The 22,512-nt window shown below is 72.4% G+C and carries 20 protein-coding genes; 7 read left to right on the top strand and 13 right to left on the bottom strand.

Annotated elements, in window-relative coordinates:
- Window positions 1-10 precede the first annotated feature (10 nt).
- The 5 genes from AB0B39_RS19465 to AB0B39_RS19445 all read right to left on the bottom strand — a co-directional run bounded on the left by AB0B39_RS19465 (window position 11) and on the right by AB0B39_RS19445 (window position 8,550).
- Complete coding sequence (locus AB0B39_RS19465) at window positions 11-1,420, bottom strand: class II fumarate hydratase (protein ID WP_234583381.1); 1,410 nt, start codon at window positions 1,418-1,420, stop codon at window positions 11-13.
- Window positions 1,421-1,455: 35 nt separating this feature from the next.
- Entirely contained in the window at window positions 1,456-4,443 is a 2,988-nt protein-coding gene (locus AB0B39_RS19460) for a BTAD domain-containing putative transcriptional regulator (RefSeq protein ID WP_357574980.1), read from the bottom strand.
- A gap of 258 nt (window positions 4,444-4,701) precedes the next feature.
- Complete coding sequence (locus AB0B39_RS19455; protein ID WP_234583383.1) at window positions 4,702-6,369, bottom strand: fumarate hydratase; 1,668 nt, start codon at window positions 6,367-6,369, stop codon at window positions 4,702-4,704.
- A gap of 114 nt (window positions 6,370-6,483) precedes the next feature.
- The gene (locus AB0B39_RS19450; RefSeq protein ID WP_357498268.1) at window positions 6,484-7,908 is read right to left on the bottom strand and encodes a PQQ-binding-like beta-propeller repeat protein; all 1,425 of its coding nucleotides are present in this window, start codon (window positions 7,906-7,908) and stop codon (window positions 6,484-6,486) included.
- Window positions 7,909-8,043: 135 nt separating this feature from the next.
- Window positions 8,044-8,550 carry an Lrp/AsnC family transcriptional regulator gene (locus AB0B39_RS19445; RefSeq protein ID WP_234583384.1) on the bottom strand — a complete coding sequence of 169 codons (507 nt, stop codon included), beginning with the start codon at window positions 8,548-8,550 and terminating at the stop codon, window positions 8,044-8,046.
- Window positions 8,551-8,680: 130 nt separating this feature from the next.
- Here AB0B39_RS19445 and hppD point away from each other — a divergent pair, with 130 nt between their 5' ends.
- From hppD to AB0B39_RS19415, 6 genes are all read left to right on the top strand, one after another.
- Window positions 8,681-9,886, top strand: coding sequence for a 4-hydroxyphenylpyruvate dioxygenase (gene hppD / locus AB0B39_RS19440; protein WP_234583385.1), 1,206 nt, complete (start codon window positions 8,681-8,683; stop codon window positions 9,884-9,886).
- 11 nt (window positions 9,887-9,897) lie between these two features.
- Window positions 9,898-10,632, top strand: coding sequence for an RDD family protein (locus AB0B39_RS19435; protein WP_357498253.1), 735 nt, complete (start codon window positions 9,898-9,900; stop codon window positions 10,630-10,632).
- A 37-nt stretch (window positions 10,633-10,669) separates the two neighbouring features.
- Window positions 10,670-11,677 (top strand): RDD family protein, encoded by a 1,008-nt coding sequence (locus AB0B39_RS19430; protein ID WP_357574979.1) that lies wholly within the window; start codon window positions 10,670-10,672, stop codon window positions 11,675-11,677.
- On the top strand, window positions 11,674-12,777 hold the full coding sequence (gene hisC / locus AB0B39_RS19425) for a histidinol-phosphate transaminase (protein ID WP_357574978.1): 1,104 nt from the start codon (window positions 11,674-11,676) through the stop codon (window positions 12,775-12,777). The genes AB0B39_RS19430 and hisC overlap by 4 nt, the downstream gene beginning before the upstream one ends.
- Window positions 12,778-12,911: 134 nt before the next feature.
- Window positions 12,912-13,466, top strand: a complete 555-nt coding sequence (locus tag AB0B39_RS19420; protein WP_234583389.1) for a hypothetical protein — start codon at window positions 12,912-12,914, stop codon at window positions 13,464-13,466.
- Window positions 13,467-13,593: 127 nt separating this feature from the next.
- Window positions 13,594-14,517: a hypothetical protein gene (locus AB0B39_RS19415; RefSeq protein WP_357498247.1), complete on the top strand. Its 924-nt coding sequence runs from the start codon at window positions 13,594-13,596 to the stop codon at window positions 14,515-14,517.
- Window positions 14,518-14,533: 16 nt separating this feature from the next.
- On the opposite strand, the gene AB0B39_RS19410 is transcribed toward AB0B39_RS19415, so the two are convergent.
- The 6 genes from AB0B39_RS19410 to AB0B39_RS19385 all read right to left on the bottom strand — a co-directional run bounded on the left by AB0B39_RS19410 (window position 14,534) and on the right by AB0B39_RS19385 (window position 19,571).
- The gene (locus AB0B39_RS19410) at window positions 14,534-14,899 is read right to left on the bottom strand and encodes an LPXTG cell wall anchor domain-containing protein (protein WP_357574977.1); all 366 of its coding nucleotides are present in this window, start codon (window positions 14,897-14,899) and stop codon (window positions 14,534-14,536) included.
- Between the two features lie 90 nt (window positions 14,900-14,989).
- Window positions 14,990-16,246, bottom strand: a complete 1,257-nt coding sequence (locus tag AB0B39_RS19405; protein ID WP_357574976.1) for a PQQ-binding-like beta-propeller repeat protein — start codon at window positions 16,244-16,246, stop codon at window positions 14,990-14,992.
- A gap of 85 nt (window positions 16,247-16,331) precedes the next feature.
- Entirely contained in the window at window positions 16,332-16,814 is a 483-nt protein-coding gene (locus AB0B39_RS19400; RefSeq protein ID WP_357574975.1) for an SRPBCC family protein, read from the bottom strand.
- 140 nt (window positions 16,815-16,954) lie between these two features.
- Window positions 16,955-17,164, bottom strand: coding sequence for a DUF397 domain-containing protein (locus AB0B39_RS19395; RefSeq protein WP_007466013.1), 210 nt, complete (start codon window positions 17,162-17,164; stop codon window positions 16,955-16,957).
- Window positions 17,165-17,508: 344 nt separating this feature from the next.
- Window positions 17,509-18,705, bottom strand: a complete 1,197-nt coding sequence (fahA, locus tag AB0B39_RS19390; protein ID WP_357574974.1) for a fumarylacetoacetase — start codon at window positions 18,703-18,705, stop codon at window positions 17,509-17,511.
- Window positions 18,702-19,571, bottom strand: coding sequence for a hypothetical protein (locus AB0B39_RS19385; RefSeq protein ID WP_357574973.1), 870 nt, complete (start codon window positions 19,569-19,571; stop codon window positions 18,702-18,704). The genes fahA and AB0B39_RS19385 overlap by 4 nt, the downstream gene beginning before the upstream one ends.
- Window positions 19,572-19,665: 94 nt before the next feature.
- On the opposite strand from AB0B39_RS19385, the gene AB0B39_RS19380 reads away from it, so the two are divergent.
- On the top strand, window positions 19,666-20,832 hold the full coding sequence (locus tag AB0B39_RS19380; RefSeq protein WP_234583396.1) for a homogentisate 1,2-dioxygenase domain-containing protein: 1,167 nt from the start codon (window positions 19,666-19,668) through the stop codon (window positions 20,830-20,832).
- 148 nt (window positions 20,833-20,980) lie between these two features.
- Here AB0B39_RS19380 and AB0B39_RS19375 read toward each other — a convergent pair whose 3' ends face one another.
- Together AB0B39_RS19375 and ispF are read right to left on the bottom strand one after the other, a co-directional pair.
- Window positions 20,981-22,009, bottom strand: coding sequence for a tetratricopeptide repeat protein (locus AB0B39_RS19375; protein WP_357574972.1), 1,029 nt, complete (start codon window positions 22,007-22,009; stop codon window positions 20,981-20,983).
- Between the two features lie 10 nt (window positions 22,010-22,019).
- Window positions 22,020-22,505 carry a 2-C-methyl-D-erythritol 2,4-cyclodiphosphate synthase gene (gene ispF, locus AB0B39_RS19370; protein ID WP_234583409.1) on the bottom strand — a complete coding sequence of 162 codons (486 nt, stop codon included), beginning with the start codon at window positions 22,503-22,505 and terminating at the stop codon, window positions 22,020-22,022.
- Window positions 22,506-22,512 lie beyond the last annotated feature (7 nt).

The following is a 22,512-nucleotide window of genomic DNA, read 5'->3' as shown; positions in this document are numbered from 1 at the left end:
GCGGCGCTGGTCAGGGGTGGGTCATCCGGAGCAGGTCGAGCACCTCGTCGAGCTGGGTCTCGGTGAGCTTGCCCGAGTCGACGTGACCTCGGGCGATCACGACCTCCCGGATGGACGCCTGCTTGGCCAGCGCCTCCTTGGCGATCGAGGCGGCCTCGTCGTACCCGAGGTAGCGGTTCAGCGGGGTGACGATCGACGGCGACCCCTCGGCGTACGCCAGGCAGACCTCGGCGTCCGCGACCAGGCCGGCCACCAGGCGGTCGGCGAACAGCCGACTCGCCGCGGCCAGCAGCCGGATCGACTCCAGCAGGTTGCGGCCCATCACCGGCAGCATGACGTTCAGCTCGAAGTCGCCCTGTGACCCGGCGAAACCGACAGTCGCGTCGTTGCCGATCACCTGGGCGCAGACCTGCCGCATCGCCTCGGCCACCACCGGGTTGACCTTGCCCGGCATGATCGACGAGCCGGGCTGGAGGTCGGGGATGCGCAGCTCGCGCAGGCCGGCCCGGGGGCCCGAGCCCATCCAGCGAATGTCGTTCGCGACCTTGTAGAGGCCCACGGCGATGGTCCGCAACTGCCCCGAGGTCTCCACCAGCGCGTCGCGGGCGCCCTGCGCCTCGAAGTGGTTGCGGGCCTCGGACAGCGGCAGCCCGGTCGACTCACGCAGCTTGCCGATCACGGCGGCGGCGAAGCCGAGTGGCGTGTTGATCCCGGTGCCCACGGCCGTGCCGCCCAACGGCAGCTCGGCCAGCCGGGGCAGCGACCCCTCCAACCGCTCGATGCCGTAGCGGACCTGGGCGGCGTACCCGCCGAACTCCTGCCCGAGGGTGACCGGGGTGGCGTCCATCAGGTGCGTACGCCCCGCCTTCACCACCGTCTCGAACTCGGCCGCCTTGCCCTCCAGCGCCTCGGCGAGATGGGTCAGCGACGGCAGCAGATCCTCCGCGATGAACTGGGTGGCCGCCAGGTGGATCGAGGACGGGAACACGTCGTTGCTGGACTGGGAGGCGTTGACGTGGTCGTTCGGGTGCACGGCCGAGCCCAGTTCACGGCTCGCCAGGGTGGCGATCACCTCGTTGGCGTTCATGTTGGACGACGTTCCGGAACCGGTCTGGAACACGTCGACCGGGAACTGGTCGTCGTACCCGCCGTCGGCGACGTGCGCGGCGGCGGCGGCGATCGCGGCGGCCACGTTGGCGTCGATCACGCCCAACTCGCCGTTGACCTCGGCCGCGGCACCCTTGATCTGGGCCAGGGCCTTGATCTGGGCCGGTTCGATGCCCCGCCCGGAGATCGGGAAGTTCTGCACCGCGCGCTGGGTCTGCGCCCGCCACAGCGCCTCGGCGGGCACCTCCACCTCGCCCATCGAGTCACGTTCGATCCGGTAACCGGTCGTCTCTGGAGTCGTCACGCGTACCATCCTGCCGCGCCCGTGGCCGACCCGCAGATGATCCGTCAGCCCAACTCGGCGAGCAGCCGTTCCACCTCGTGCCGGTCTGGCACGTCGATCTGCCGGTACAGGGACAGTGCTCGGGTCAGGTGCGCACGGGCCGCCGCCGGGTCGGTGTCGCGTACGCACCGGGCGATGCCCTGAAGCGCCCGGGCCTGCTCGTAGCGGGCGCCCAGCCGGCCGGCGTCGACGAGTACCCGGCGGTGCAGGTCGAGCGCGCTGGCGGCATCTCCCTGCGCCAGCATGGCCACGGCCAGCAGGTTGCGCGAGGCGCACTGGCCGATCCGGTCGCCGGCCTCCATCATCGCCACCAACGCGTCCCGGTGCAGGGCCGCGGCGCGTTCCGGCTCTCCGGCGTTGCGCTCCATCACGCCCAGCTCGTTGAGCACCTCACCCTGGCCGAACCGATTCCGCACCCTGCGCCGGAAATGCAGCGCGAGTCGAAGAATCCGACGAGCCGGACCGACGTCACCCATCCGATGACGGACGATGCCGAGGTGCCCGAGCGCGTGTGCGATCTGCGGCAGGTCCAGGTCCACCGTCTGACGGGCCAGGACGAGGTGCTGCCGGACCAGGGGCAGCGCCTCGTCGTACCGACCCCAGGCGATGAGTCCCAGGCACAGGTTGTTCAGCAGGTTCGCCAGTTCGTTCGCGTCGCCCCGGCCGGCGATGAGTTCGAGAGCCTCCTCGAACTTCGCCTTGCCCTGCCGGAAGTCGCCGTTCGCGGAATACGACACGGCCAGGTTCCACAGCGTGGTGAGCACTTCGCCGCGCAGCCCGAGCCGGCGACGCAGTTCGAGTGCCACGTCCATCGCTCTGATCGCCTCGGGGAAGCGGGCAAGCCGGAAGTACGCCGACGCAAGGTAGTTCAACATCGTGGCCACCGCCGCCTCGTCGCCCAGTTCCTCGGCGGCTCGTAGGCCAGTCGTGTGGGTCTCGATCAGCTCGTCGAGGTGCCCGCCGTCGAAGTTGAGTCGCCAGCAGGCTCGGGCCAGCTGCCAGCACCGAACTCCGAAGCCCTCCTCGGCAGCCAGGCGTACCAGCGCGGTGAGCGCGGCGTGGTTCTCCTCGAACCACGCCGGCCCCTGCGCCACCGGGGCGTCGATCAGATCGGGTCGACCGGGCGTGTGCGCGGGGATGGTGCGGCGGCTGCCCGCCGCCTCGATGGTCCGGGCGATCGCCAGGGTGACAGCCAGGTGGTGGTCGAGCAGCCGCGCCAGGGCGGCCCGACGCTCGGCCTGCCGCTCCGGCTCGCCGAGCAGCAGGCGGGCGTACTCGCGGAGCAGGTCGTGCAGGCGGTAGCGGTCCGGCTGCACCTCCTCGACCAGATGGGCGTCGACCAGCTCGTCCAGCAGGTCCTGCGCGTCGGTCAGGGGCAGCTCGGCGAGGGCTGCGGCCACCCGACCGTCCAGCCACCCGCCGGGGTGGAGACCGAGCAGTGGGAACAGCCGCTGCGCCGCGGGAGTGATCTGCTCGTACGACAACGCGAACGCCCGCCCCACCGACCGCTGCCCCGCGGTCAGTTCGGGCAGCGCTCCCGCTCCGGCGAGCATCCGTTCGGCAAGGTCGGCGACGCGCCAGCGGGGCCGGTGCGCCAGGCGGGCGCCGGCCAGCCGGATCGCGAGCGGCAGGTGGCCGCAGCGCCGCACCACCTCGGCTGCCGCCTCCGGTTCGGCGGCGACCCGCTCCGCGCCGACCACCCGCCCGAGCAGTTCCACGGCCTCGTCGGCGTCGAGCACCGCCAGCGACGACGGGCGACCCTCGTCGAGCCCGACCAGTCGACGACGGCTGGTGATCAGCACCTGGCAGTGCGGACCGTTGGGTAGCAACGGCGCGACCTGGTCGGCGGCGAACGCATTGTCCAGCACCACCAGGGCGCGCAGGCCGGCCAGCTCCGTACGCCACAGCGCCAGTCGGTCGTCGGTGTCCTCCGGTATCCACCTGGTCGGCACGCCGAGCTGACGCAGCAGGGCGGCTGCGGCCGTCGCCGGTGTCAACGGGTCACGCTCACTGTGCCCGTGCAGGTCGATGAAGAGCTGAGCGTCCGGGTACCGCTCGGCCAGGGCGCTGGCGACGTGCACGGCGAGCGTCGTCTTGCCGCTGCCGGCCATGCCGTCGATCACCTGGATCCGGGTACCGTCCTCCTCGATCTCCTTGACCAGGCGGGCCACCGTCTCCCGCCGGCCGATGAAGTCGCCGATCGCCCGGGGCAGCGACCGTACCGGCCCCGTCGACCGGCCGTCCCGACCGGCCAGAGCCAGATCACCGGCGAGTACGCGTTGGTGCAGCTCCTGCAGATCGGCGCCCGGTTCGAGGCCCAGCTCGTCGGCGTAGAACTGCCGGCCCTCCCGGTAGACCGCGAGCGCGTCGGCCTGCCGACCGACCGAGGAGAGCGCGAGCATCAACTGACCCCGCAGCCGGTCCCGCAGCGGATGTTGATCGACGCTCTCGGTCAACTCCTCGATCAACTCGGCGGCCCGCCCGAGGCGCAGCTCGACGTCGACGCACTCCTCCAGCACGGTGAGCCGCTGTTCGTCGAGCGCCTGCGCCCGGCGACGGACGCTGCGGCTGGTGATGCCGCTGCAGGCCGGCCCCCGCCACCGGGCCAGGGCGGCCCGGAAGTGCGTACGGGCTTCGACCAGACGACCGGCCGCGACGGCGGCACGGGCCGCCTCGACACCCCGGGTGAACAGGTGCGCGTCCAGGTCGGCGGGGTCGGTACGCACGCCGTACCCGGCCGGGTCGGTGACTATGGTTTCCGGGGCCAGCCCCAGCTCGCTGAACCGGCGACGCAACCGCGACACGCAGGTCTGCAACTGGGCACGGGCGGTGGCCGGAGGATGCTCCTCCCAGACCGCGTCGACCAGTTCCTCGACCGGCACGAGCCGACCGGCGCGGAGCAGCAGCATCGCGAGCACGACCCGGTCCCGGCCGGCGGTAACTGTGGACTCGCCACCGCCGACGCGCAGAGGCCCCAGGATCCCGAACCGCATCTGCTCCCCCGTGTCGACGACACACCAGCCAGCAGCGTAGTCCGGGGATCACAGCCCGACATCGCCCGGTGATAGTGATCTGAGAGCGAATCGAGCGTGGCGCATCGCAGACTTGTCCAGGTTGCCGGTGACGACATCCGACGGGGGCGGTGCGCCCCTCCCACCCCCCAGCGGGCGGGCGTACCGATGTCGGTGGAGGTGCTACCGACGCAAGAGGCGCCAGGTGCGAGCCTGGCGCCTCTTCGCGTGACGGAACGGTCAGCGGCGGCCGACGGTGAGCACCGGCTTGGTGACCTCGGCGAAGAAGTCGTTGCCCTTGTCGTCGACCACGATGAAGGCGGGGAAGTCCTCGACCTCGATCTTCCAGACCGCCTCCATGCCCAGCTCCGGGTATTCGAGGACCTCGACGTGCTTGATGCAGTCCTGGGCGAGGCGGGCGGCGGGGCCGCCGATGGAGCCGAGGTAGAACCCGCCGTGCTGCTGGCAGGAGCGGGTCACCTGACCGGACCGGTTGCCCTTGGCCAGCATCACCTGCGAACCACCGGCGGCCTGGAACTTCTCCACGTACGCGTCCATCCGCCCGGCAGTGGTCGGGCCGAACGAGCCGGACGCGTACCCCTCGGGGGTCTTCGCCGGGCCGGCGTAGTAGACCGCGTGGTCACGCAGGTACTGCGGCATCGGCTCGCCGGCGTCCAGCCGCTCGGCGATCTTGGCGTGGGCGATGTCGCGGGCCACCACCAGCGGGCCGGACAGCGACAGTCGGGTCTTCACCGGGTACTTGGACAGCTCGGCGCGGATCTCGTCCATCGGCCGGTTCAGGTCCACCCGGACGACCATCTCGGAGTCGAGGGTGTCGTCGGTGACGTCGGGCAGGAACCGCGCCGGGTCGGTCTCCAGCCGCTCCAGCCAGACGCCCGACGGGGTGATCTTGGCGACGGCCTGCCGGTCGGCCGAGCAGGAGACGGCGATCGCCACCGGGCACGAGGCGCCGTGCCGGGGCAGCCGGACCACCCGCACGTCGTGGCAGAAGTACCGGCCGCCGAACTGCGCGCCGATGCCGAAGTTGCGGGTCAGCTCCAGCACCTCCGCCTCCAGCTCCAGGTCCCGGAAGCCGTGGGCGCTCATCGAACCCTGCGTCGGCAGCGCGTCCAGATACTTGGCGGAGGCGTACTTCGCGGTCTTCAGCGCGTATTCGGCGGAGGTGCCGCCGATGACGATGGCCAGGTGGTACGGCGGGCAGGCGGCAGTGCCGATCAGCCGCAGCTTCTCCTCCAGGAACTGCATCATCCGCGTCGGGTTGAGCAGCGCCTTCGTCTCCTGGTAGAGGTACGACTTGTTGGCCGAGCCGCCGCCCTTGGCCATGAACAGGAACTTGTACGCGTCGGGGTGCCCGTCCGGGTCCTCGGCGTACAACTCCACCTGGGCCGGCAGGTTGCTGCCGGTGTTCCGCTCGTCCCACATGGTCAGCGGGGCGAGCTGGGAGTAGCGCAGGTTGAGCTTCGTGTACGCCTGGTAGACACCGCGCGAGATGGCTTCGGCGTCGGCCCCGTCGGTCAGCACGTGCCGGCCACGCTTGCCCATCACGATCGCGGTGCCGGTGTCCTGGCACATCGGCAGCACCCCGCCGGCGGCGATGTTGGCGTTGCGCAGCAGGTCCAACGCGACGAACCGGTCGTTCGGCGACGCGGCCGGGTCATCGATGATCGCCCGGAGCTGGGCCAGGTGCGCCGGGCGCAGGAAGTGCGCGATGTCGTGCATCGCCTCGGCGGTCAGCGCGGTGAGCGCGGCCGGCTCCACGGTGAGGAAACGACGGCCCCCCGGGCCGTGTACGACGTCCACGCCCTCGTCGGTGACCAGGCGATAGTCCGTCTGGTCGGGACCGGTCGGCAGCAGAGGGGCGTACGAGAATGCGGCGGCACTGCTCATGAGCGGCAAGCCTAGGGCAGACCGGTCGATCATTCCCACCCGCCGGGCTGGGTCTGGGACGCCGCTCTCATCCCCCGGGCCCCGGCGCGCTGGGCGCACCGGTGTCGTGCCCGCTCAGCCGTCCTTGCCGCTGCCGGGATCGGGGCACAGTTCACGCTTGGGCCCGCAGTTGTCGTCGCCGTCGTTGCCGTCGTTGCCCCGGCCGGGGCCGGTGCCGCCGGGGCCGGGGTTGCCACCGTCGCCGGGAGGCGGGACGGGGGCGCTTCCAGTGGCGCCGAAGCGGACGTACCCGATCTCCCGCCCCTCACCGATGATCATTCCCTGCGATCCGACGGCGAGAGCGTTCGCGGAGGTCCGCAGGACCGCCAGTTCCCGGCCGCTGCGCGGGTCGAGGGCGACCAACCTCGACGGCTTCTCGTCGGTGAGCACCGCCGCGTACGGGGTGAGTGCCGCGCCGGACTTGGCACCTGCCGGACGGGTCCACCGCACCCGGTCGGCGCCGAGGTCACGCGACACCACCGAGCGCTTGTCCGCGGAGCGGAACACCGCGTAGCGGTCGTCGACCGCGACGAGCTTGGTGCTCGCCTCACCGACCCAGAGAAGCCGCCCGTCGTACCCGTCGATGACCGCCTCGCGGCCGTCCGGGCCCACGCCGATCAGCACGTTGCGCGCCCCCTGCGGGTCCTCGCGCTGGACGCAGCCGGCGGTGTCGGCGGTGCGCAGGTTGACCCCGGCCCGCTGCCACGCCTCCTGCCCCGTCGCCGGGTCCCGCGCCGAGATGGTGAAGTAGCAGGTGCCGTCCTGGGAGCGGGCGGCGATCCGCAACATCCGGCCGCCCACCACGGAGAGCCGCTCGTCCCGGCCCGGCTCGACGTTCTGCAGCACCCGGCCGGTGGCGGTGTCCACGACGTGCACCCGGCCGTCGACCGGGAAGCCGAGCAGCGGAGGCACCGGCTCCGGCCCGGCCACCCCGTCGTCGATGCGGGTGGCGCCGAGCCGGCGGGTGCCGCGCAGGCCCGGGTTGTCGGCGAGCAGGCCGCTGTGCACGCCGGGCAGGAAGGCAGTCCACAGTGGGGCGGTGCCCCGCGGGTCCCACGCGCTCAGGGTGCAGTCGGTGGCGTCCGTGCAGCGGGCGTCCAGCAGCAGGTTGCGGTACGTCCACACGGCCACCGCGTCGTCGTCGCGTCGCCGGGTCGCCCCGGTGGTCGGGTCGAGCAGCTCGTACCCCTTGACCAGGAGCTTGCCCACGGCGACGACCGGGTCGGAGTCGCCGCCCGCGACCGCCGACCAGTCCGCCTTGCGTTCCCAGAGCTGGGCGCCGGTGGCCAGGCTGCGGGCTTCCACCCGGGTGCGCTGCTCGACCACGACGGCGTCCCCGGCGATGGTCACGCTGCGCGGGGTGCCGCCGACCCGCTGCTGCCAGACCACGTCCGGCTCGGAGATGGGTTCGCTGCGGTCCACCCACTCCCACAGGCCGGGGAACGGGTTCCACACGCCGGTGGCGGCGAGCGCGACGACCACGGCGAGGCCGACCAGCAGCCCGCCGCGCACGCTCCCCTTCGCCACCCGCACACCGTAGCCACGATCACGGATCTTCCGTACGCCCGCGCCGCCGTGTCGCCGCGCTTTCTGGGGCCGAAGGTGTTAACGGGGGGCCTTGCACTGCCGGAGGCGTCAGGAAGGAGCCCTTCCTTCGGCCCGGACGGCGCTGCGCACCAGCGGCAGCGTGCGGTACGGGATCTGCTCGGCCAGCGCGATGATCGTCGACGCGCGGGTGATGCCGGCCGACGAGACGATCTGGTCGATGACCCGTTGCAGGTCGGTGTTGGAGCGGGCCACGATCCGGCAGAGCAGGTCGCTGGAGCCGGTGATGGTGTGCGCCTCCAGCACCTCGGGGATCGCCGCGAGGTGGGCGGTGACCGGGTCGTGCCCCTGCCGTTGACTGATCTCCAGCGTGACGAAGCTGGTCACCCCGAATCCGATCGCGGCAGGCGAGATCTCCGGGCCGAAGCCACCGATGACACCCCTGTCGACAAGCTTGTCCAGCCGGGCCTGCACGGTGCCCCGGGCCACGCCGAGCCGCCGGGAGCACTCCAGGACCCCGATCCGCGGCTCCTCGGCGAGCAGTTCGACCAATCGCACGTCGAGGACGTCGAGCTGCACAGCTTGCTCACCCTTCACGGGTTCAGACCATACCGAATGCACAACCTGACCAGCATTTACACCGACAGTTGCCCACTCGATGCCCGCACCGCGATCCTTCGGTCAAGAACCGGCCCACGAGGCCGGCCGGTACGCGAGGGAGGCCACCATGACCCAGGCGATCGACCGACCCCAGTCGACCGAGGACGTCGACGTCGACCGGCTCGTCGGCGCTGTCGACCACGACATCAGCCACGACCCGTTCCCCGTCCGTGGGCTCGACCACGTGCACTTCCTGGTCGGCAACGCCAAGCAGGCCGCGCACTACTACTCCACCGCCTTCGGCATGACCTGCGTGGCGTACCGGGGCCCGGAGCAGGGCTACCGCGACCACGCCCAGTACGTGCTGACCAGCGGCTCGGCCCGGTTCGTGCTGACCGGCGCGGTGCGCCCGGACGCCGACGGCGCCGAGCACGTGGCGAAGCACAGCGACGGGATCAGCGACATCGCGCTGGAGGTGCCGGACGTCGACGCCGCGTACGCGCACGCCGTCGCCCAGGGCGCCACCGGCGTCGTCGAGCCCCATGAGGTGAGCGACGAGAACGGCACCGTCCGGATGGCCGCCATCGCCGCGTACGGCGACACCCGGCACACCCTTGTCGACCGGTCCCGCTACCGCGGCCCGTTCCTGCCCGGCTTCGTGGCCCGCGGCCCGATCGTCGACCGGCAGCCGATGATCGACGCCGGCATTCAGCCGAAGCGGTTCTTCCAGGCCGTCGACCACGTGGTCGGCAACGTGGAGCTGGGCCGGATGGACGAGTGGGTCGAGTTCTACAAGCGGGTGATGGGCTTCTCCAACATGGCGGAGTTCATCGGCGACGACATCGCCACCGACTACTCGGCGCTGATGAGCAAGGTCGTCGCGAACGGCACCCGCAAGGTGAAGTTCCCGCTCAACGAGCCGGCCATCGCCCGCAAGAAGTCGCAGATCGACGAGTACCTGGAGTTCTACCAGGGCCCCGGCGCCCAGCACATCGCCGTCGCCACCAACGACATCGTGGCCAGCGTCGACGCAATGCGCGCCGCCGGCGTGGAGTTCCTGGACACCCCGGACTCGTACTACGAGGACCCGGAGCTGCGGGCCCGCATCGGCAACGTGCGGGTGCCGATCGAGGAGCTGAAGGCCCGCAAGATCCTGGTCGACCGGGACGAGGACGGCTACCTGCTGCAGATCTTCACCAAGCCGGTGCAGGACCGCCCGACCGTCTTCTTCGAGCTGATCGAGCGGCACGGCTCGCTGGGCTTCGGCAAGGGCAACTTCAAGGCCCTCTTCCAGGCCATCGAGCGGGAGCAGGAAGCCCGCGGCAACCTGTAACACTGTCGAGCGTGACGCAGCCTCCGCCGTACCCGACGCCGCCGGTCGGTGGGCCCCCGCCCGCCGCCGGCGGCGTCGCGCCGCCGCCCGGACAGATCCCCCAGGGGTACGCCGTGCCGCCGCACCACGCCCCACCCGGGTACGCAATCCCACCGCAGTACGCGCCGCCCGGCTACGGCCCACCGCCGTGGTATCCCGGCCCACCCCGGCCGGTGGCCCCGCCGCCGACGCTGAGCCCCGGTGGGCAGCCGCTCGCCAGCTTCACCGACCGGCTGCTGGCCACCCTGATCGACTACGCGGTCTTCATGGTGATCGGCATGGTGTTCACCGTGCCCGCGATGATCTACTTCTTCGTCGTCATCGCGCCCGACGTGTTCCAGGTCAAGGCGGACGGCACGATGGTGGAGCCGGACTTCTACCACGACTTCCTGCTGCCCCTGCTGTGGCTGGAACTCGCGATCTTCGCCGCTTCGCTCGTGCTCTCGTACGTGTACTACGTCGAGATGATGTTCCGGACCGGCCAGACCCTCGGCAAGAAGACCATGAAGTTGCGGGTCGTGCCGCTCGATCCGACCCGCACCCTCGACCGCTGGACCGCCGCCAAGCGGTTCCTGGTGCAGCAACTCGCCGGCCTGGTGCCCGGGGGCAGCTACCTCGACGGGTTCTGGCAGCTCTGGGACAAGCCCTGGCAGCAGTGCCTCCACGACAAGGCCGCCGAAACGATCGTCGTTAAGGTTGCCTCGTGAGCGAGCGAACCAGCAGGTACAGCAGCGGAGCGTCGGCGTGAGCGTGCAACCCGGCTGGTATGTCGACCCCGCCGACACCGAGACCCGGCGGTACTGGGACGGCGAGGGCTGGCTCGGCGCACCCATTCCCGTCGACGCCACCCCGCCGGACGGGCCGCCGCCGGCCGAGCCGCCGCCCGCACCGGTCACCCCTGCCGCTCCGGCCACCGACCAACCGGTGAGCACCGCGCCGGGCTGGCCTCCGCACTCCGGGCCGGCCTCGCAACCGGGGCACGGTCCGGTCGGCGCGGGTGGGGGCCCGCAGGCCGGCCCACCCGGCTGGACGCCGCAGGGCGTGCCGCCCGGCTGGGGACCGCAGGCCGGTCCTCCCGGCTGGACGCCGCAGGGCGGTCCCCCGGGCTGGACGCCGCAGGGCGTGCCGCCGGGCTGGCTCGGCCGACCGCCCGAGCCCCGGCCGCACGGGCTCAGGTTGGCCGGTTACGGCCGCCGGCTCGTCGCCCGGCTGATCGACTTCGGTCTCGTGTTCGCGCTGAACGTGCTGGTCAACGGCTGGTTCGTCTGGCGGTGGCTGGACGAGCTGATGCCGTACTGGCGGGAGGCGTTCCGGCGCGGCCTGGAGGGCAACACCTCCACCGAGGGGATGCCACCGATCAGCGAGCAGACCGGGCTCCTCCAGGTGGTGATCGTGGTGATCGCCACCGCGCTGTGGCTGGCGTACGAGGTGCCCGCCATGGCGGCCAACGGGCAGACCATCGGCAAGCGGCTGATGCGGATCAAGGCGGTCCCGATCGCCGCCGACCAGCCGTTGGGCTTCGGTCGGGCGCTGACCCGCTGGACGACACTGGGCCTGCCCACCCTGCTCTGGTACTGCGCCGGGCTCGGCCTGCTGCTGCAACTTGTCGACTCCCTGTCCCCGCTCTTCGACCACCCGCTGCGCCGGGCGCTGCACGACAAGCGCGCGCAGACGGTGGTCGTCGAGGTCCCCGACACCGCCGCTTCCCCCGCCCCAGACGACCACCCCCAGCCCTCGGGAGACACGCCATGACCGACTCCGGACGTCACGAGCCCGCGCTGCGACTGACCCGCGCCGACCTGGACGCGCTGCCCAACTACGTGCCGGGGCGCAGCCCTGCCGACCTCGCGCGCGAACTGGGTCTGCCGGAGGCCATCAAGCTGGCCAGCAACGAGGTGCCGTACGGGCCGCTGCCCGGTGTGGTCGAGGCGGTCACCGAGGCGGTCATGGCCTCGCACCGTTACCCGGACATGGGCGTTGTCGCGCTGCGCGACGCGTTGGCGCAGCGCTACGGCGTGGACGCGGACCGGATCGCCACCGGCTGCGGGTCGGTGGCGCTCGCCGAGCACCTCGTCCGGGCCACCTGCCTGCCCGGCGACGAGGTCCTCTACTCGTGGCGGTCGTTCGAGGCGTACCCGATCATCGCGGCGACCAGCGGCGCGACGAGCATGCGGGTGCCCAACGACGCCGGGCACGGGCACGACCTGGCGGCCATGGCGGCGGCGGTGACCGACCGGACCCGGATGATCCTGGTCTGCAACCCGAACAACCCCACCGGCACTGCCGTACGCCGGGACGAGCTGGACCGGTTCCTCGACGCGGTGCCGGACGACGTGCTGGTGGTCATCGACGAGGCGTACCGGGAGTTCGTCACCGACGCCGAGGTGCCGGACGGTCTCGACTACCTCGACCGGCCGAACGTGGCGGTGCTGCGCACCCTGTCCAAGGCGTGGGGCCTGGCCGGGCTCCGGATCGGCTGGCTGGTCGCCCAGCCGGCGGTGGCGGCGGCCATCCGCAAGGTGGTCACGCCGTTCTCGACGAGCACGGCCGCCCAGGCGGGCGCGCTCGCGGCGCTGACCCAGGCCGGCGAGATGGAGCGCCGCTGCGCGCTTGTCGTCGCCGAGCGGGACCGGGTCACCGAGGCGCTGCGCAAGTTCGTGCCGGACGTGCCGACCAGCCAGGCCAACTTCGTCTGGCTGCCGCTGGGCGAGAAGGCCGTGGCGTTCGGCAAGGCGTGCGAGGCGCGCGGGGTGATCGTCCGGCCGTTCGCCGGGGACGGCGTGCGGGTCACCATCGGCACTCCGGCCGAGAACGACGCGTTCCTGGCCGCCGCGGAGGCGGCGCTCACCTGAGCGGACGCGGTGTGACCAACCGATGACATAAGACTGGTTTGTCCAGTTTTGCGTGTTATTTGCCCTATCTTCCGAAGTAGCCGGCGTGGCGCGGACCCGCGCCGGCTCACTTCGAGAAAACGGGGTAACGAACAGTGCGTACTGCCAAGATCTGTCTCGCCGGAGCGGCCGCCGCCGCGATGGTCGGCTTCCTCGCCGCACCCGCCGTCGCGGCGCCCACCGACACCACGACGGTCACCTTCGAGGTCCTCGTCGGCACCCTCGACATCGACGCGCCGGCCACCGCCGACCTGGGCACCGGCGCACCCGGCGGCACCATCACCGGCCCGCTCGGCACGGTGACCGTTACCGATTCCCGAGGCGCCGCTGACGCGTCCTGGGTCGCCTCGGTGACGGCGACTGTCTTCCAGACCGGCGGTGGTTCTCCTCCCGAGACGGTCCTGCCGTCCGAGATCGACTACTGGTCCGGCCCGGCGACCGCCACCACTGGTGACGGCACCTTCACGCCCGGACAGGCCACCGCTGGCGACGCGGCGCCGCTGGACAGCGTCACCCCGCTCACCGCGTTCACCCACTCCGGCGGCACGGGCGGCAACACCGCCTCCTGGAACCCCACCCTGGTGGTCAACGTCCCGCTGGACAGCATCGCGGGCGTCTACACCGGCACGGTGACACATTCGGTGGCGTGACCGCCGGGGGCGGTCGACCATCGCGGTCGCGCTCGCCCTGTTCTGCCTCGCCGGTCCGGGTCCATCGACCCGGGCCGGTGCGGCCGAGCCGGCTGCGGGATCGGACGAGGGCAGCATCGGGATCCGGTTGCTGGAGGCCCCGACCGACCGCCGCGACGACCCGCGGGCGCTGCGCTACATCGTCGACCACCTACCGCCGGGCACCACAATCAAGCGGCAACTGCTGATCGTCAACCGGACCGGCGAGCCGCGCCACGTCGACGTGTACCCGGCAGCGGCGACCCTGGAGGGTTCGGCGTTCACCTTCGGTGAGGGCCGCGCGGCAAACGAGCTAACGTCCTGGACCACCATCGACCGCAGCGCCGTGGAGCTGGAACCGTGGGGCGAGGCCCGGGTGCGGGCCACCATCACCGTGCCACCGCCCGCCTCCCGGGGCGAGCGGTACGGGGTGCTCTGGGCGTCCACCACCTCGACACCCCGGGCGAGCGGCGAGGTCAAGCAGATCCACCGGGTCGGCGTCCGGATGTATCTCGACGTCGGTCCCGGTGGCGAACCGGCCTCCGACTTCGCGATCGGCGACCTGCGGCCGGCCCGTGGCCCCGAGGGCGTGCCGTCGCTGACCGTCCAGGTCACCAACACCGGCGGCCGTGCCGTCGACCTGACCGGCGCGATAACCCTGAGCGACGGACCGGCCGGCAGCCGGGCCGGCCCGTTCCCGGTCGGGGAGGGCGTCACCCTGCCCCCGGGTGGCACCGGACAGGTCGTCGCCCGGTTTCCCGCCGAGTTGCCGAACGGCCCCTGGAAAGCCGAGGTGCACCTGGAGAGCGGTCTGGTGAAGCGGAATCTGACCGCACAGATCCGGTTCCCCGACCCGGGTCAGGTTGGCCGCAAGGGCAGCGTCGTCTCCCGCATGCTGTCCCCCTGGACGCTGGGGGCGACAGTCGCGGCACTGCTGCTGGCCACCGGTCTCGCGCTGCTCCTGCGTCGGTCCCGCCGGTCCCGTCGCTCCCCCGCCGCCGCGCCCCACGAGCGGGTCCCGGCGGGACGCTGACATCCGCCGGGGAACGTCAGCTGGGTCGGCGGCGGCGTGCGGCAAGCCAACCGACGGCCAGCAGGGTCAGGCCCAGCGCGGCGAGGAGCAGGACCGACCCACCCGAGCCGGTGACCGGCAACTCTCCACCGTGGCTGGGCGTCGGAGGGTGCGGGTGCCGGGTCGGGGTCGGGGTCGGGGTCGGCGTGGTCGGGGTGGCGGTCGGCGTAGCCGGCACCACCTCGAAGGTGACACCCGTGTCGTCCGACGGCGCGACCCGCACGGCGGCGAACGCGCTGGCCGACGTCCCATCCGACACGAGCGCCGGCGGCACCGTGATCACGAGGCCCGCGGTCGCGGCAAGCACGCCGCCGACCCACCATCTGGCTGCCCTGCTGGCCATGCGCCGACCCCTCTCACCGGAAACCTGAACCGTGAGAAAAGTACCTTTTCTGGTCAGAGTGGGTGAAAGTTTCATGACCCGGTGCCCCGATCAGGTGGCGGCCAGGATCACCGCCTCGGAGGTCAGGTAGTAGCGCTGGTCGTCGCCGTTCGGGTCGACCGGCTCGCGCAGCCGTTCCACCGCGACGTAGCCGTCCTCGGCCCAGACCGCCCCGGGCGCCCAGCCCGTGCCGTCCGAGCCCACGTTGAGCGTGTAACGGGAGAGCAGCGCCCCGGTCACCGGGTCGAGTGTCACCAGCTCGTTGGCCTCGGTCAGCAGATGCGCCCGGCCGGGCTGCACCGCGAGCACCCGCGCCGGTCCCAGGCCGGCGAAACGCCACAGCTCGGCGCCCGTCCGCGCCGACCGCCCCACCGCCACCCCGTCGACGACGGCGATGGCCTGGTCACCGGCCAGCGTGGCCCCGGCCGGGTCCAGCGCGGGCGCGGCCAGCGGCCCGCCACCGCCCAGCAGCCAGCCCCGGCCACCGGCGTCCCCGGGGCCTGCGGTCCGCAGGCCCAGACAACCCGACCGGCCGGTACGACAACCGAGTGGAGTGACCACCAGCCGATCCGGGCCGCCCGGCGGTCGCCAACGCTCGCCCACCACACCCGTCGCGGCATCCCGGAACTCGACAGTGGCCGGCCCGGCGCAGGCGTCCAGGCCGATCACCTGCCCGGTCGCCGTGGTGCCGAGGTCGCTGCGGCAGGCGCCGGGCAGATCGGCTCGCCACAGTTCCCGACCGCCGGCCACCTCCACCCCGCGGGCCTGCGTGTCACCGGTGACCGTCAGCACCGTCCGGCCGTCCGCCAGGTCGGTGAGGAGGAGCCCGCGCGCGTCCCAGACCGTCGCGGCCCCGGTCCGCCGGATCACCTCCGGGTTCTCGGCGGGCACCGGACCGTCGGCCCGCCACCGCACCCGCCCGGTCGACGCGTCGAGCGCGACGAGCCGGCCGTCGGACCAGCGACTGATCACTGTGCTGCCGCTCGCCACCACCCCGGTCAGCTCCGCCGGCCAGCGCCGGTACGACCAGTACGGCGTTGTCCGGTGCCGCCCGTCGACCGGGCGGTCGGCGTAGACCTGGCGGTGTGCGGCGTACACCCGCAGCCTGCCGTCCACGATCAACGGGGCGACCGGCAGCCGACCGACCACACCTGCGGCCGGCCGGGGCGCGGCCGGATACGCGCCGTGCGCCGGCGTGCTCACCTCGGCCGGCGCGAGCACCCGGTGGACGATGACCGCGACGGCTGCCACGGCGAGCAGCACCACCGCCGCCAGCACGAGCCGTCGTCGGCCCCTCGGGAACCCCATGCCGCACCTCCGCCCGGCACCCTACCCAGCGCAACCGACCGGACCCCGGCCAGGTTGTCCGGGACGCGGTGCGCGGGCGAATGGGTCAGGCGGCCTCGACCGAGCCGAGAGTGCCGGCCGCGACGGCCAGGTCGGCGAGGTCGCGCCGGAGCGCCACCTCGACCGCCCGGGCGGCGAGGCCACCGAGCAGCAGCGCCACCACCCGGCCGTACGGATCGGTGGGCACGGCCTCCTGGGTGACGGTGACCGCCGTGCGGGCGCGGCGGCGACGTCGGACCGGCCGCAGGCTCCAGGTGATCCGGTAGTCCGCGCCGGCACCTGAGGAACAGAGCACCAGACGCTGCGGCGCGAGCGCCTCCACCACCAGAAACTCCTCGGTGAGGGTGCCGCCGCCCGGCTGGGCGCGCGCCTCGCGCCAGGCGGTGCCCGGTCCGAACGGGCCCGGGGTCAGCACCTCGACCGGGCCGGTCGCGCTGAGGCGGGTGGCCCGGCCGGGCAGGTCGGTCAGCAGCCGCCAGACATCGACAGCGTGCGCCTCGATGAACCCGGTAACCGCCACCGTCGACATGCTGCCCTCCCGTGTCGTCGACGGTACGCGCGGTGCGGGCCGGACGAGGCCCCCGGACGGAATTTTCACCGTCCGGAGGCCCCGTTGTCCGTTCCGGCTGTCGCCTGGCACCGATCGTGCACGAATGCCCGGCGTGCCGGTCAGCGGTCGAAGCGACCACCCCTGATCGCGCCGATGAACGCTGTCCACCCCGGCGGGCTGACGGCCAGCGTGGGGCCGGCCTGGTCCTTCGAGTCGCGCAGAGCGACCAGACCGAGGACGTCGACCAGGTTGTCCGCAACCTCCACGCAGAGCCCCTGGTCGTTGGAACGGCTGCTGGTGCGCCAGAGCGCTCCGGTGAGATCGTGCATCGTCGTTACCTCCGTGTGCGTCGGGATGCCCCACCACCCGCGGCCGGGCGTGCTCCGGCGGTACGGGTGGCACGGCGACGTGGTCCGCGTGACCAACGGGGTAACCAGGCTTGGTGATCGCACAGCGGGTGCGATCACCAGTCTCATCGATGAGACGGCCCGACGGGCAGGCGCTCAGGCGGCTCCGACGCGGGCCGAGGTGAACCCGGCGGACCCTTTGCTCTGCTTCAACGGACGCAACAGCGAGCGGTCCCAGGTGTTGCGTGGGGTGAAGCAGAGCAAAGGAAGCCGAGGTCGAGCCAGGTGGCAGGCGGGCCGGGCGCGGGCCCGCGGGACGGGCCGACTCAGCGGGCCGGGCGGACCGTTCCGGTGACCTCGCCGAGGGCGATGGTGGTGCCGTCCGGGCCGGGCGCGGTGGCGGTGATGGTGACCGTGTCGCCGTCGGCCAGGAAGGTACGGCTCTCGGTGCCGACCTTCGCGGGCTCGGCCCCGCCCCACGTCAGTTCCAGGAAGGAGCCGACCTGGGAACGGTCCGGACCGGAGACGGTGCCCGAGGCGTACAGGTCGCCGGTTCGCAGGGACGCGCCGTTGACGGTGAGGTGCGCCAACTGCTGCGCCGGGGTCCAGTACATGGTGGCGAACGGCGGTTCGCTGACCCGTTCGCCGTTCCACTCGACCGCCAGGCGCAGGTCGAGCCCGAGGTGCGGCACGTCGCGCAGGTAGTCGACGACCGGCGGGTCCTGCTCCGGAGCCGGCACGAAGGCCTCGGCCAGCGCGTCCAACGGCGTCACCCAGGCCGAAACCGAGGTGGCGAAGGACTTGCCGAGGAACGGGCCGAGCGGCTGGTACTCCCAAGCCTGGATGTCGCGGGCCGACCAGTCGTTGACCAGCACCACTCCGAAGACGTGGTCGGCGAAGTCGTCGACGGACACCCGGGCCCCCAGCGGGCTGGGCACACCGACCACGAAACCGACCTCGGCCTCGATGTCGAGGCGTACCGACGGGCCGGTGACCGGACCCTCGGCGGACGCCCGCTGGCCGGTGGGCCGGACCACGGGCGTGCCGGAGACGACGACGGTGCCCGCGCGGCCGTGGTAGCCGATCGGCAGGTGCTTCCAGTTGGGCAGCAGCGGCGGCTGACCGGGGCGGAAGATCTGCCCGACGTTCGAGGCGTGGTGCTCGGAGGAGTAGAAGTCGACGTAGTCGGCCACCTCGAACGGAAGCAGCAGCTCCACGTCGGCCAGGGGCACCAGCAGCGGTTCCACAGCCGACCGGTGCGCCGGGTCGGTCAGCAGCTCGACGATCCGCTGACGCACCGCCGTCCACTGCGGACGCCCCAACGCCATGAAGTCGTTGAGGGTGGGCCGGCACAGCGCGCCAGCGGCCAGCACCAGCTCGGCGGTCTCGGCACCGGCCAGGTCGAACACCCACGACCCGATCCGTACGCCGATCCGCGGCTCGTCCCCGCCTGCGGAGAACACCCCGTACGGCAGGTTCGTCACCCCGTACGGCGAACCGTCAACGCCGGTCACCCAGGTCATGCGTCGTGCCCCCCGTTCACCAGCCCCAGCCGGATCAGATCGGTAAGTGGTTCCAGGATGCTGCACGAGCCGAAGCCGACCCAGAGTGGGCGCGGCGCGTCCAGCCGTTCGTTGGCGCGTTCGAGCAGCGGGCGCGGGTCGAGCGCGGTCAGCAGCTCGGCGACCACCCGCACGCCCGCCCCGTCGGCCGCGGCGAGCGTCGCGGCCAGCACGTTGGCGTACCCGTGGTGGGTGAACCCGGTCTCCGGGTCGAGGTGTCGCACGGCCTGGTGCAGCCCGGCGGTCAGCTTGAACGGCAGGTTCCGGTCCCGGCAGGCGCAGATCACGGCGGCCAGCTCGGCCGGCGTGGGGAACAGTTCGGCGGCCAGCCCGCCGGTGCGGAACTTGGCGGCGATCGGCACGCCGTCGGCGCGGGCGGCGGCGACCGCGTCGAGGGCGCCCATCAGCCCGAAGGTCAGCGGCAGCTCGGCGTAGACGGCGTCGACATCCGGCAGTTCCTCGGTCAGCCGCAGCAGCTCGGCGATGCCGGGCAGCGGGTTCTCGCCCCGCTTGGCGACGGCCACCTCGACCTGGCGTGCGGTAACGCCGTCGGGTGCCAGGAACGAGAGCGCGAAGGGTAGACGACCGATACCGGTGTCACCGATCAGCCCGATCACCAGGCCCTCGGCCGGGTCGACGAGACCGCTCAGCTCACCGGCCGCGACTGTCGAGGCGGGGATGAGCAGCGGGCCCACCAGGTCGGCGTACCGGGCGGTGCGGTGCCGGCGGTGGGCGGCCAGGGCGTCGGGCAGCGCGGCGCTGCCCGGAGGGAAGACGGCGGCGTCGTCCACCAGGCCGTGAAGGAGCGCGGGCACCTGCGTTGACACGGAACAAGAATGTACGGGACGCTACAAGGAACGGACAACAGCGTCCGATTATCGGACGCCTCTGGCCGGTGAACGGGATATATCGGGAGGCGAGATGCCGTACTACCGCAGCGTCGGCGAGGTGCCGCGCAAGCGCCACACCCAGTTCCGCCAGCCCGACGGCAGCCTCTACGCCGAGGAGCTGATGGGCCAGGAGGGCTTCTCCTCCGACTCGTCCCTGCTCTACCACCGGCACGCCCCCACGGCGATCCTGGCCGCCGACGAGTTCACCCCGCCGACGTTCACCCGTGCGCCGAACCTGCCGCTCAAGCCGCGCCACCTGCGCACCCACAAGCTCGACGCGGGCGGCGCCGACCCGATCCTCGGCCGGCAGTACCTGCTCGCCAACGACGACGTCCGCATCGGGTACGTCCTCGCCGACCGGCCCTCCCCGCTGTTTCGCGACGCCACCGGTGACCACTGCCTCTACGTCGAGGCGGGCACCCTGCGGGTCGAGTCGCCGTTCGGCGCGCTGGACGCGGTCGCCGGCGACTACGTCGTCATCCCCACCTCGACCATCCACCGGCTGGTGCCCACCGGCGACCAGCCCGTCCGGCTGCTCACCGTCGAGGCGGCCGGGCACATCGGTCCACCCAAGCGCTACCTCTCCGTCCGCGGCCAGTTCCTGGAGCACTCGCCGTACTGCGAGCGCGACGTCCGCGGCCCGGACGCCCCGCTGCTCGTCGACGGCGAGGAGGTCGAGGTGCTGGTCCGCCACCGTCGTGGCTGGACCCGCTACGTGTACGCCAACCACCCGTTCGACGTGGTCGGCTGGGACGGGCACCTCTACCCGTGGGCGTTCTCCATCCACGACTTCGAGCCGATCACCGGCCGCATCCACCAGCCCCCGCCCGTGCACCAGACCTTCCAGGGCCCCAACTTCGTCATCTGCTCGTTCGTGCCCCGCAAGGTCGATTACCACCCGCAGTCGATCCCGGTGCCGTACAACCACCACAACGTCGACTCGGACGAGATGCTCTTCTACACCGGCGGGAACTACGAGGCCCGACGCGGCTCCGGCATCGAGCAGGGCTCCATCTCGCTGCACCCGTCCGGCTTCACCCACGGCCCTCAGCCGGGCGCCGCCGAACGCTCCATCGGCGCGGACTACTTCGACGAGTTGGCAGTCATGGTGGACACCTTCCGGCCCCTCGACCTGTGCGACGCGGCGCGCGCCTGCGAGGACGAGGGGTACGCCTGGACGTGGGCACGTTCTGTTTAGTCGCCCTTTGGGTTTTCGCCGGAGCCCGCCCGCTCTGGGCGGTCAGGCTTGATCCCGACGCGGGCGGGCTCCGGCGAAAACCCTGACCTGGGCGAGCTGAACGACGCTTGTTGAGCTGTTGTGGTGTTGCCGAAGGTGGGTTGCCTGGTCAGCGGAAGGTTGTTCTGGTGAAGACGGCGAACTCGGCTATCGCGGTGGCGACGATCGCCAGCACCAGCGGCCACGGCGAGCCGACCACCGCGTACACGAGCAGCAGCACCGGCGCGGCGGCCACCGCGTAGATCGCCAGGGCCATCGTGCGGTCCGAATGCAGCATGGCCGGCAGGACGGTCCGGGTGAGCCCCGGCAGCCGCGCCGCGAGCTGCCAGACCACGACGCCGCCGGTGAGGGCCGCGAGCACCGCCAGCACACGGGAGAACCCGTCGCTCGTCGAGGCCGCGAACGCCACCACCACCGCGGCGACCAGTGACCAGCCCGCACCGTAGAGCACCAGGCGGTGCAGGCCGTACGCGAGGGTCCGCGGGGAGTCGACCCGGCTCGGGCCCATCGTCACCGCTTCCGCCACGTGCGCCAACGCCTCGGACCAGCGACGCTGCTCCAGGTGCAGGACACCGACGCCGTGCTCGACCTCGCTGAGGCGCGGATCGAGCCGGAGCGCCTCCCGGTAGGCCCGCTCGGCCAGGTCGAACAGCTCCAGCCGGGCCGCGACCAGGCTGAGCACCAGGTGCGCCTGCGCCTCCTGCGGGGCCAGCTCAACCCCCCGCCAGGCCGCGTTCAGCGCCGGCTGCCCGTTGCGCGAGTCGGCCAGGATCGCCGCCGCGCTGCGCTGGGCGTACGCGTCGGTCGGCCCGAGCGCCAGCAGCCGGTCGGCGGTGGCCGCCGCGTCGGCGTAGCGCCCCAGGTCGACAAGCGCCATGGCCCGGACGACGAGCGCCGGCAGGGCCTGCGGTGCGGCGGCCACTGCCGCGTCGGCGGCGGCGAGCGCGTCGGCCGGCCGGTCGGCGACGAGATGCACCCGGGCCAGCATGGTGAGGGCCTGCGAATCCGCGGGCTTCAGCGCGAGCCCTTCGGTCAGCTCGCCAGCCGCCTCGTCGTGGCGTCCCAGCTCGGCGAGGAGCTGGGCGCGTTCGAGATAGCCGTCGCCGGCGAACCGGTCGGGGGCGGGTTCGGTGGACATCGCGGCGAGCCTAGGCGGCCGGCGCGTCGTACACCAGGGCCACCGCGATGCCCGCCAGACCTTCCTCACGGCCGGCGAAACCGAGCCCGTCGGTGGTCGCGGCGGAGACGGTGACCGGGGCGCCGACAGCGTCGGAGAGCACCTGCTGGGCCTCGTCCCGACGGCGGCCGATCTTGGGACGGTTGCCGACGATCTGCACGGAGACGTTGCCGATCTCCAAGCCGGCGGCCCGCACCCGGCGGGCCGTCTCGGCCAGCAGCGCCACGCCGGACGCCCCGGCCCACTCCGGCTGGTCCACGCCGAAGGCGGCGCCGAGATCACCGAGGCCGGCGGCGGAGAGCAGCGCGTTGCAGGCGGCGTGGGCGGCGACGTCGGCGTCCGAGTGCCCGGCGAGACCGTCCTGGTCGGGCCAGAGCAGGCCGGCCACCCAGCAGGGCCGACCCGGCTCGAACGCGTGCACATCGGTGCCGATGGCCACCCGAGGAACGATCATGATCAGAGGT

Origin of the sequence: Micromonospora sp. NPDC049114, assembly GCF_040648635.1 — a bacterium.
GTDB lineage: Bacteria > Actinomycetota > Actinomycetes > Mycobacteriales > Micromonosporaceae > Micromonospora.
Note: the sequence above shows the minus strand (reverse complement) of the source record. Positions and strands in the feature narration are given on the sequence as shown.

Coding starts and splice junctions, on each gene's coding strand:
- AB0B39_RS19465 (WP_234583381.1), bottom strand. CDS start 1,420: ATGGTACGCGTGACGACTCCAGAGACGACCGGTTACCGGATCGAACGT.
- AB0B39_RS19460 (WP_357574980.1), bottom strand. CDS start 4,443: ATGCGGTTCGGGATCCTGGGGCCTCTGCGCGTCGGCGGTGGCGAGTCC.
- AB0B39_RS19455 (WP_234583383.1), bottom strand. CDS start 6,369: ATGAGCAGTGCCGCCGCATTCTCGTACGCCCCTCTGCTGCCGACCGGT.
- hppD (WP_234583385.1), top strand. CDS start 8,681: ATGACCCAGGCGATCGACCGACCCCAGTCGACCGAGGACGTCGACGTC.
- hisC (WP_357574978.1), top strand. CDS start 11,674: ATGACCGACTCCGGACGTCACGAGCCCGCGCTGCGACTGACCCGCGCC.
- AB0B39_RS19410 (WP_357574977.1), bottom strand. CDS start 14,899: ATGGCCAGCAGGGCAGCCAGATGGTGGGTCGGCGGCGTGCTTGCCGCG.
- AB0B39_RS19405 (WP_357574976.1), bottom strand. CDS start 16,246: ATGGGGTTCCCGAGGGGCCGACGACGGCTCGTGCTGGCGGCGGTGGTG.
- AB0B39_RS19400 (WP_357574975.1), bottom strand. CDS start 16,814: ATGTCGACGGTGGCGGTTACCGGGTTCATCGAGGCGCACGCTGTCGAT.
- AB0B39_RS19395 (WP_007466013.1), bottom strand. CDS start 17,164: ATGCACGATCTCACCGGAGCGCTCTGGCGCACCAGCAGCCGTTCCAAC.
- fahA (WP_357574974.1), bottom strand. CDS start 18,705: ATGACCTGGGTGACCGGCGTTGACGGTTCGCCGTACGGGGTGACGAAC.
- AB0B39_RS19380 (WP_234583396.1), top strand. CDS start 19,666: ATGCCGTACTACCGCAGCGTCGGCGAGGTGCCGCGCAAGCGCCACACC.
- AB0B39_RS19375 (WP_357574972.1), bottom strand. CDS start 22,009: ATGTCCACCGAACCCGCCCCCGACCGGTTCGCCGGCGACGGCTATCTC.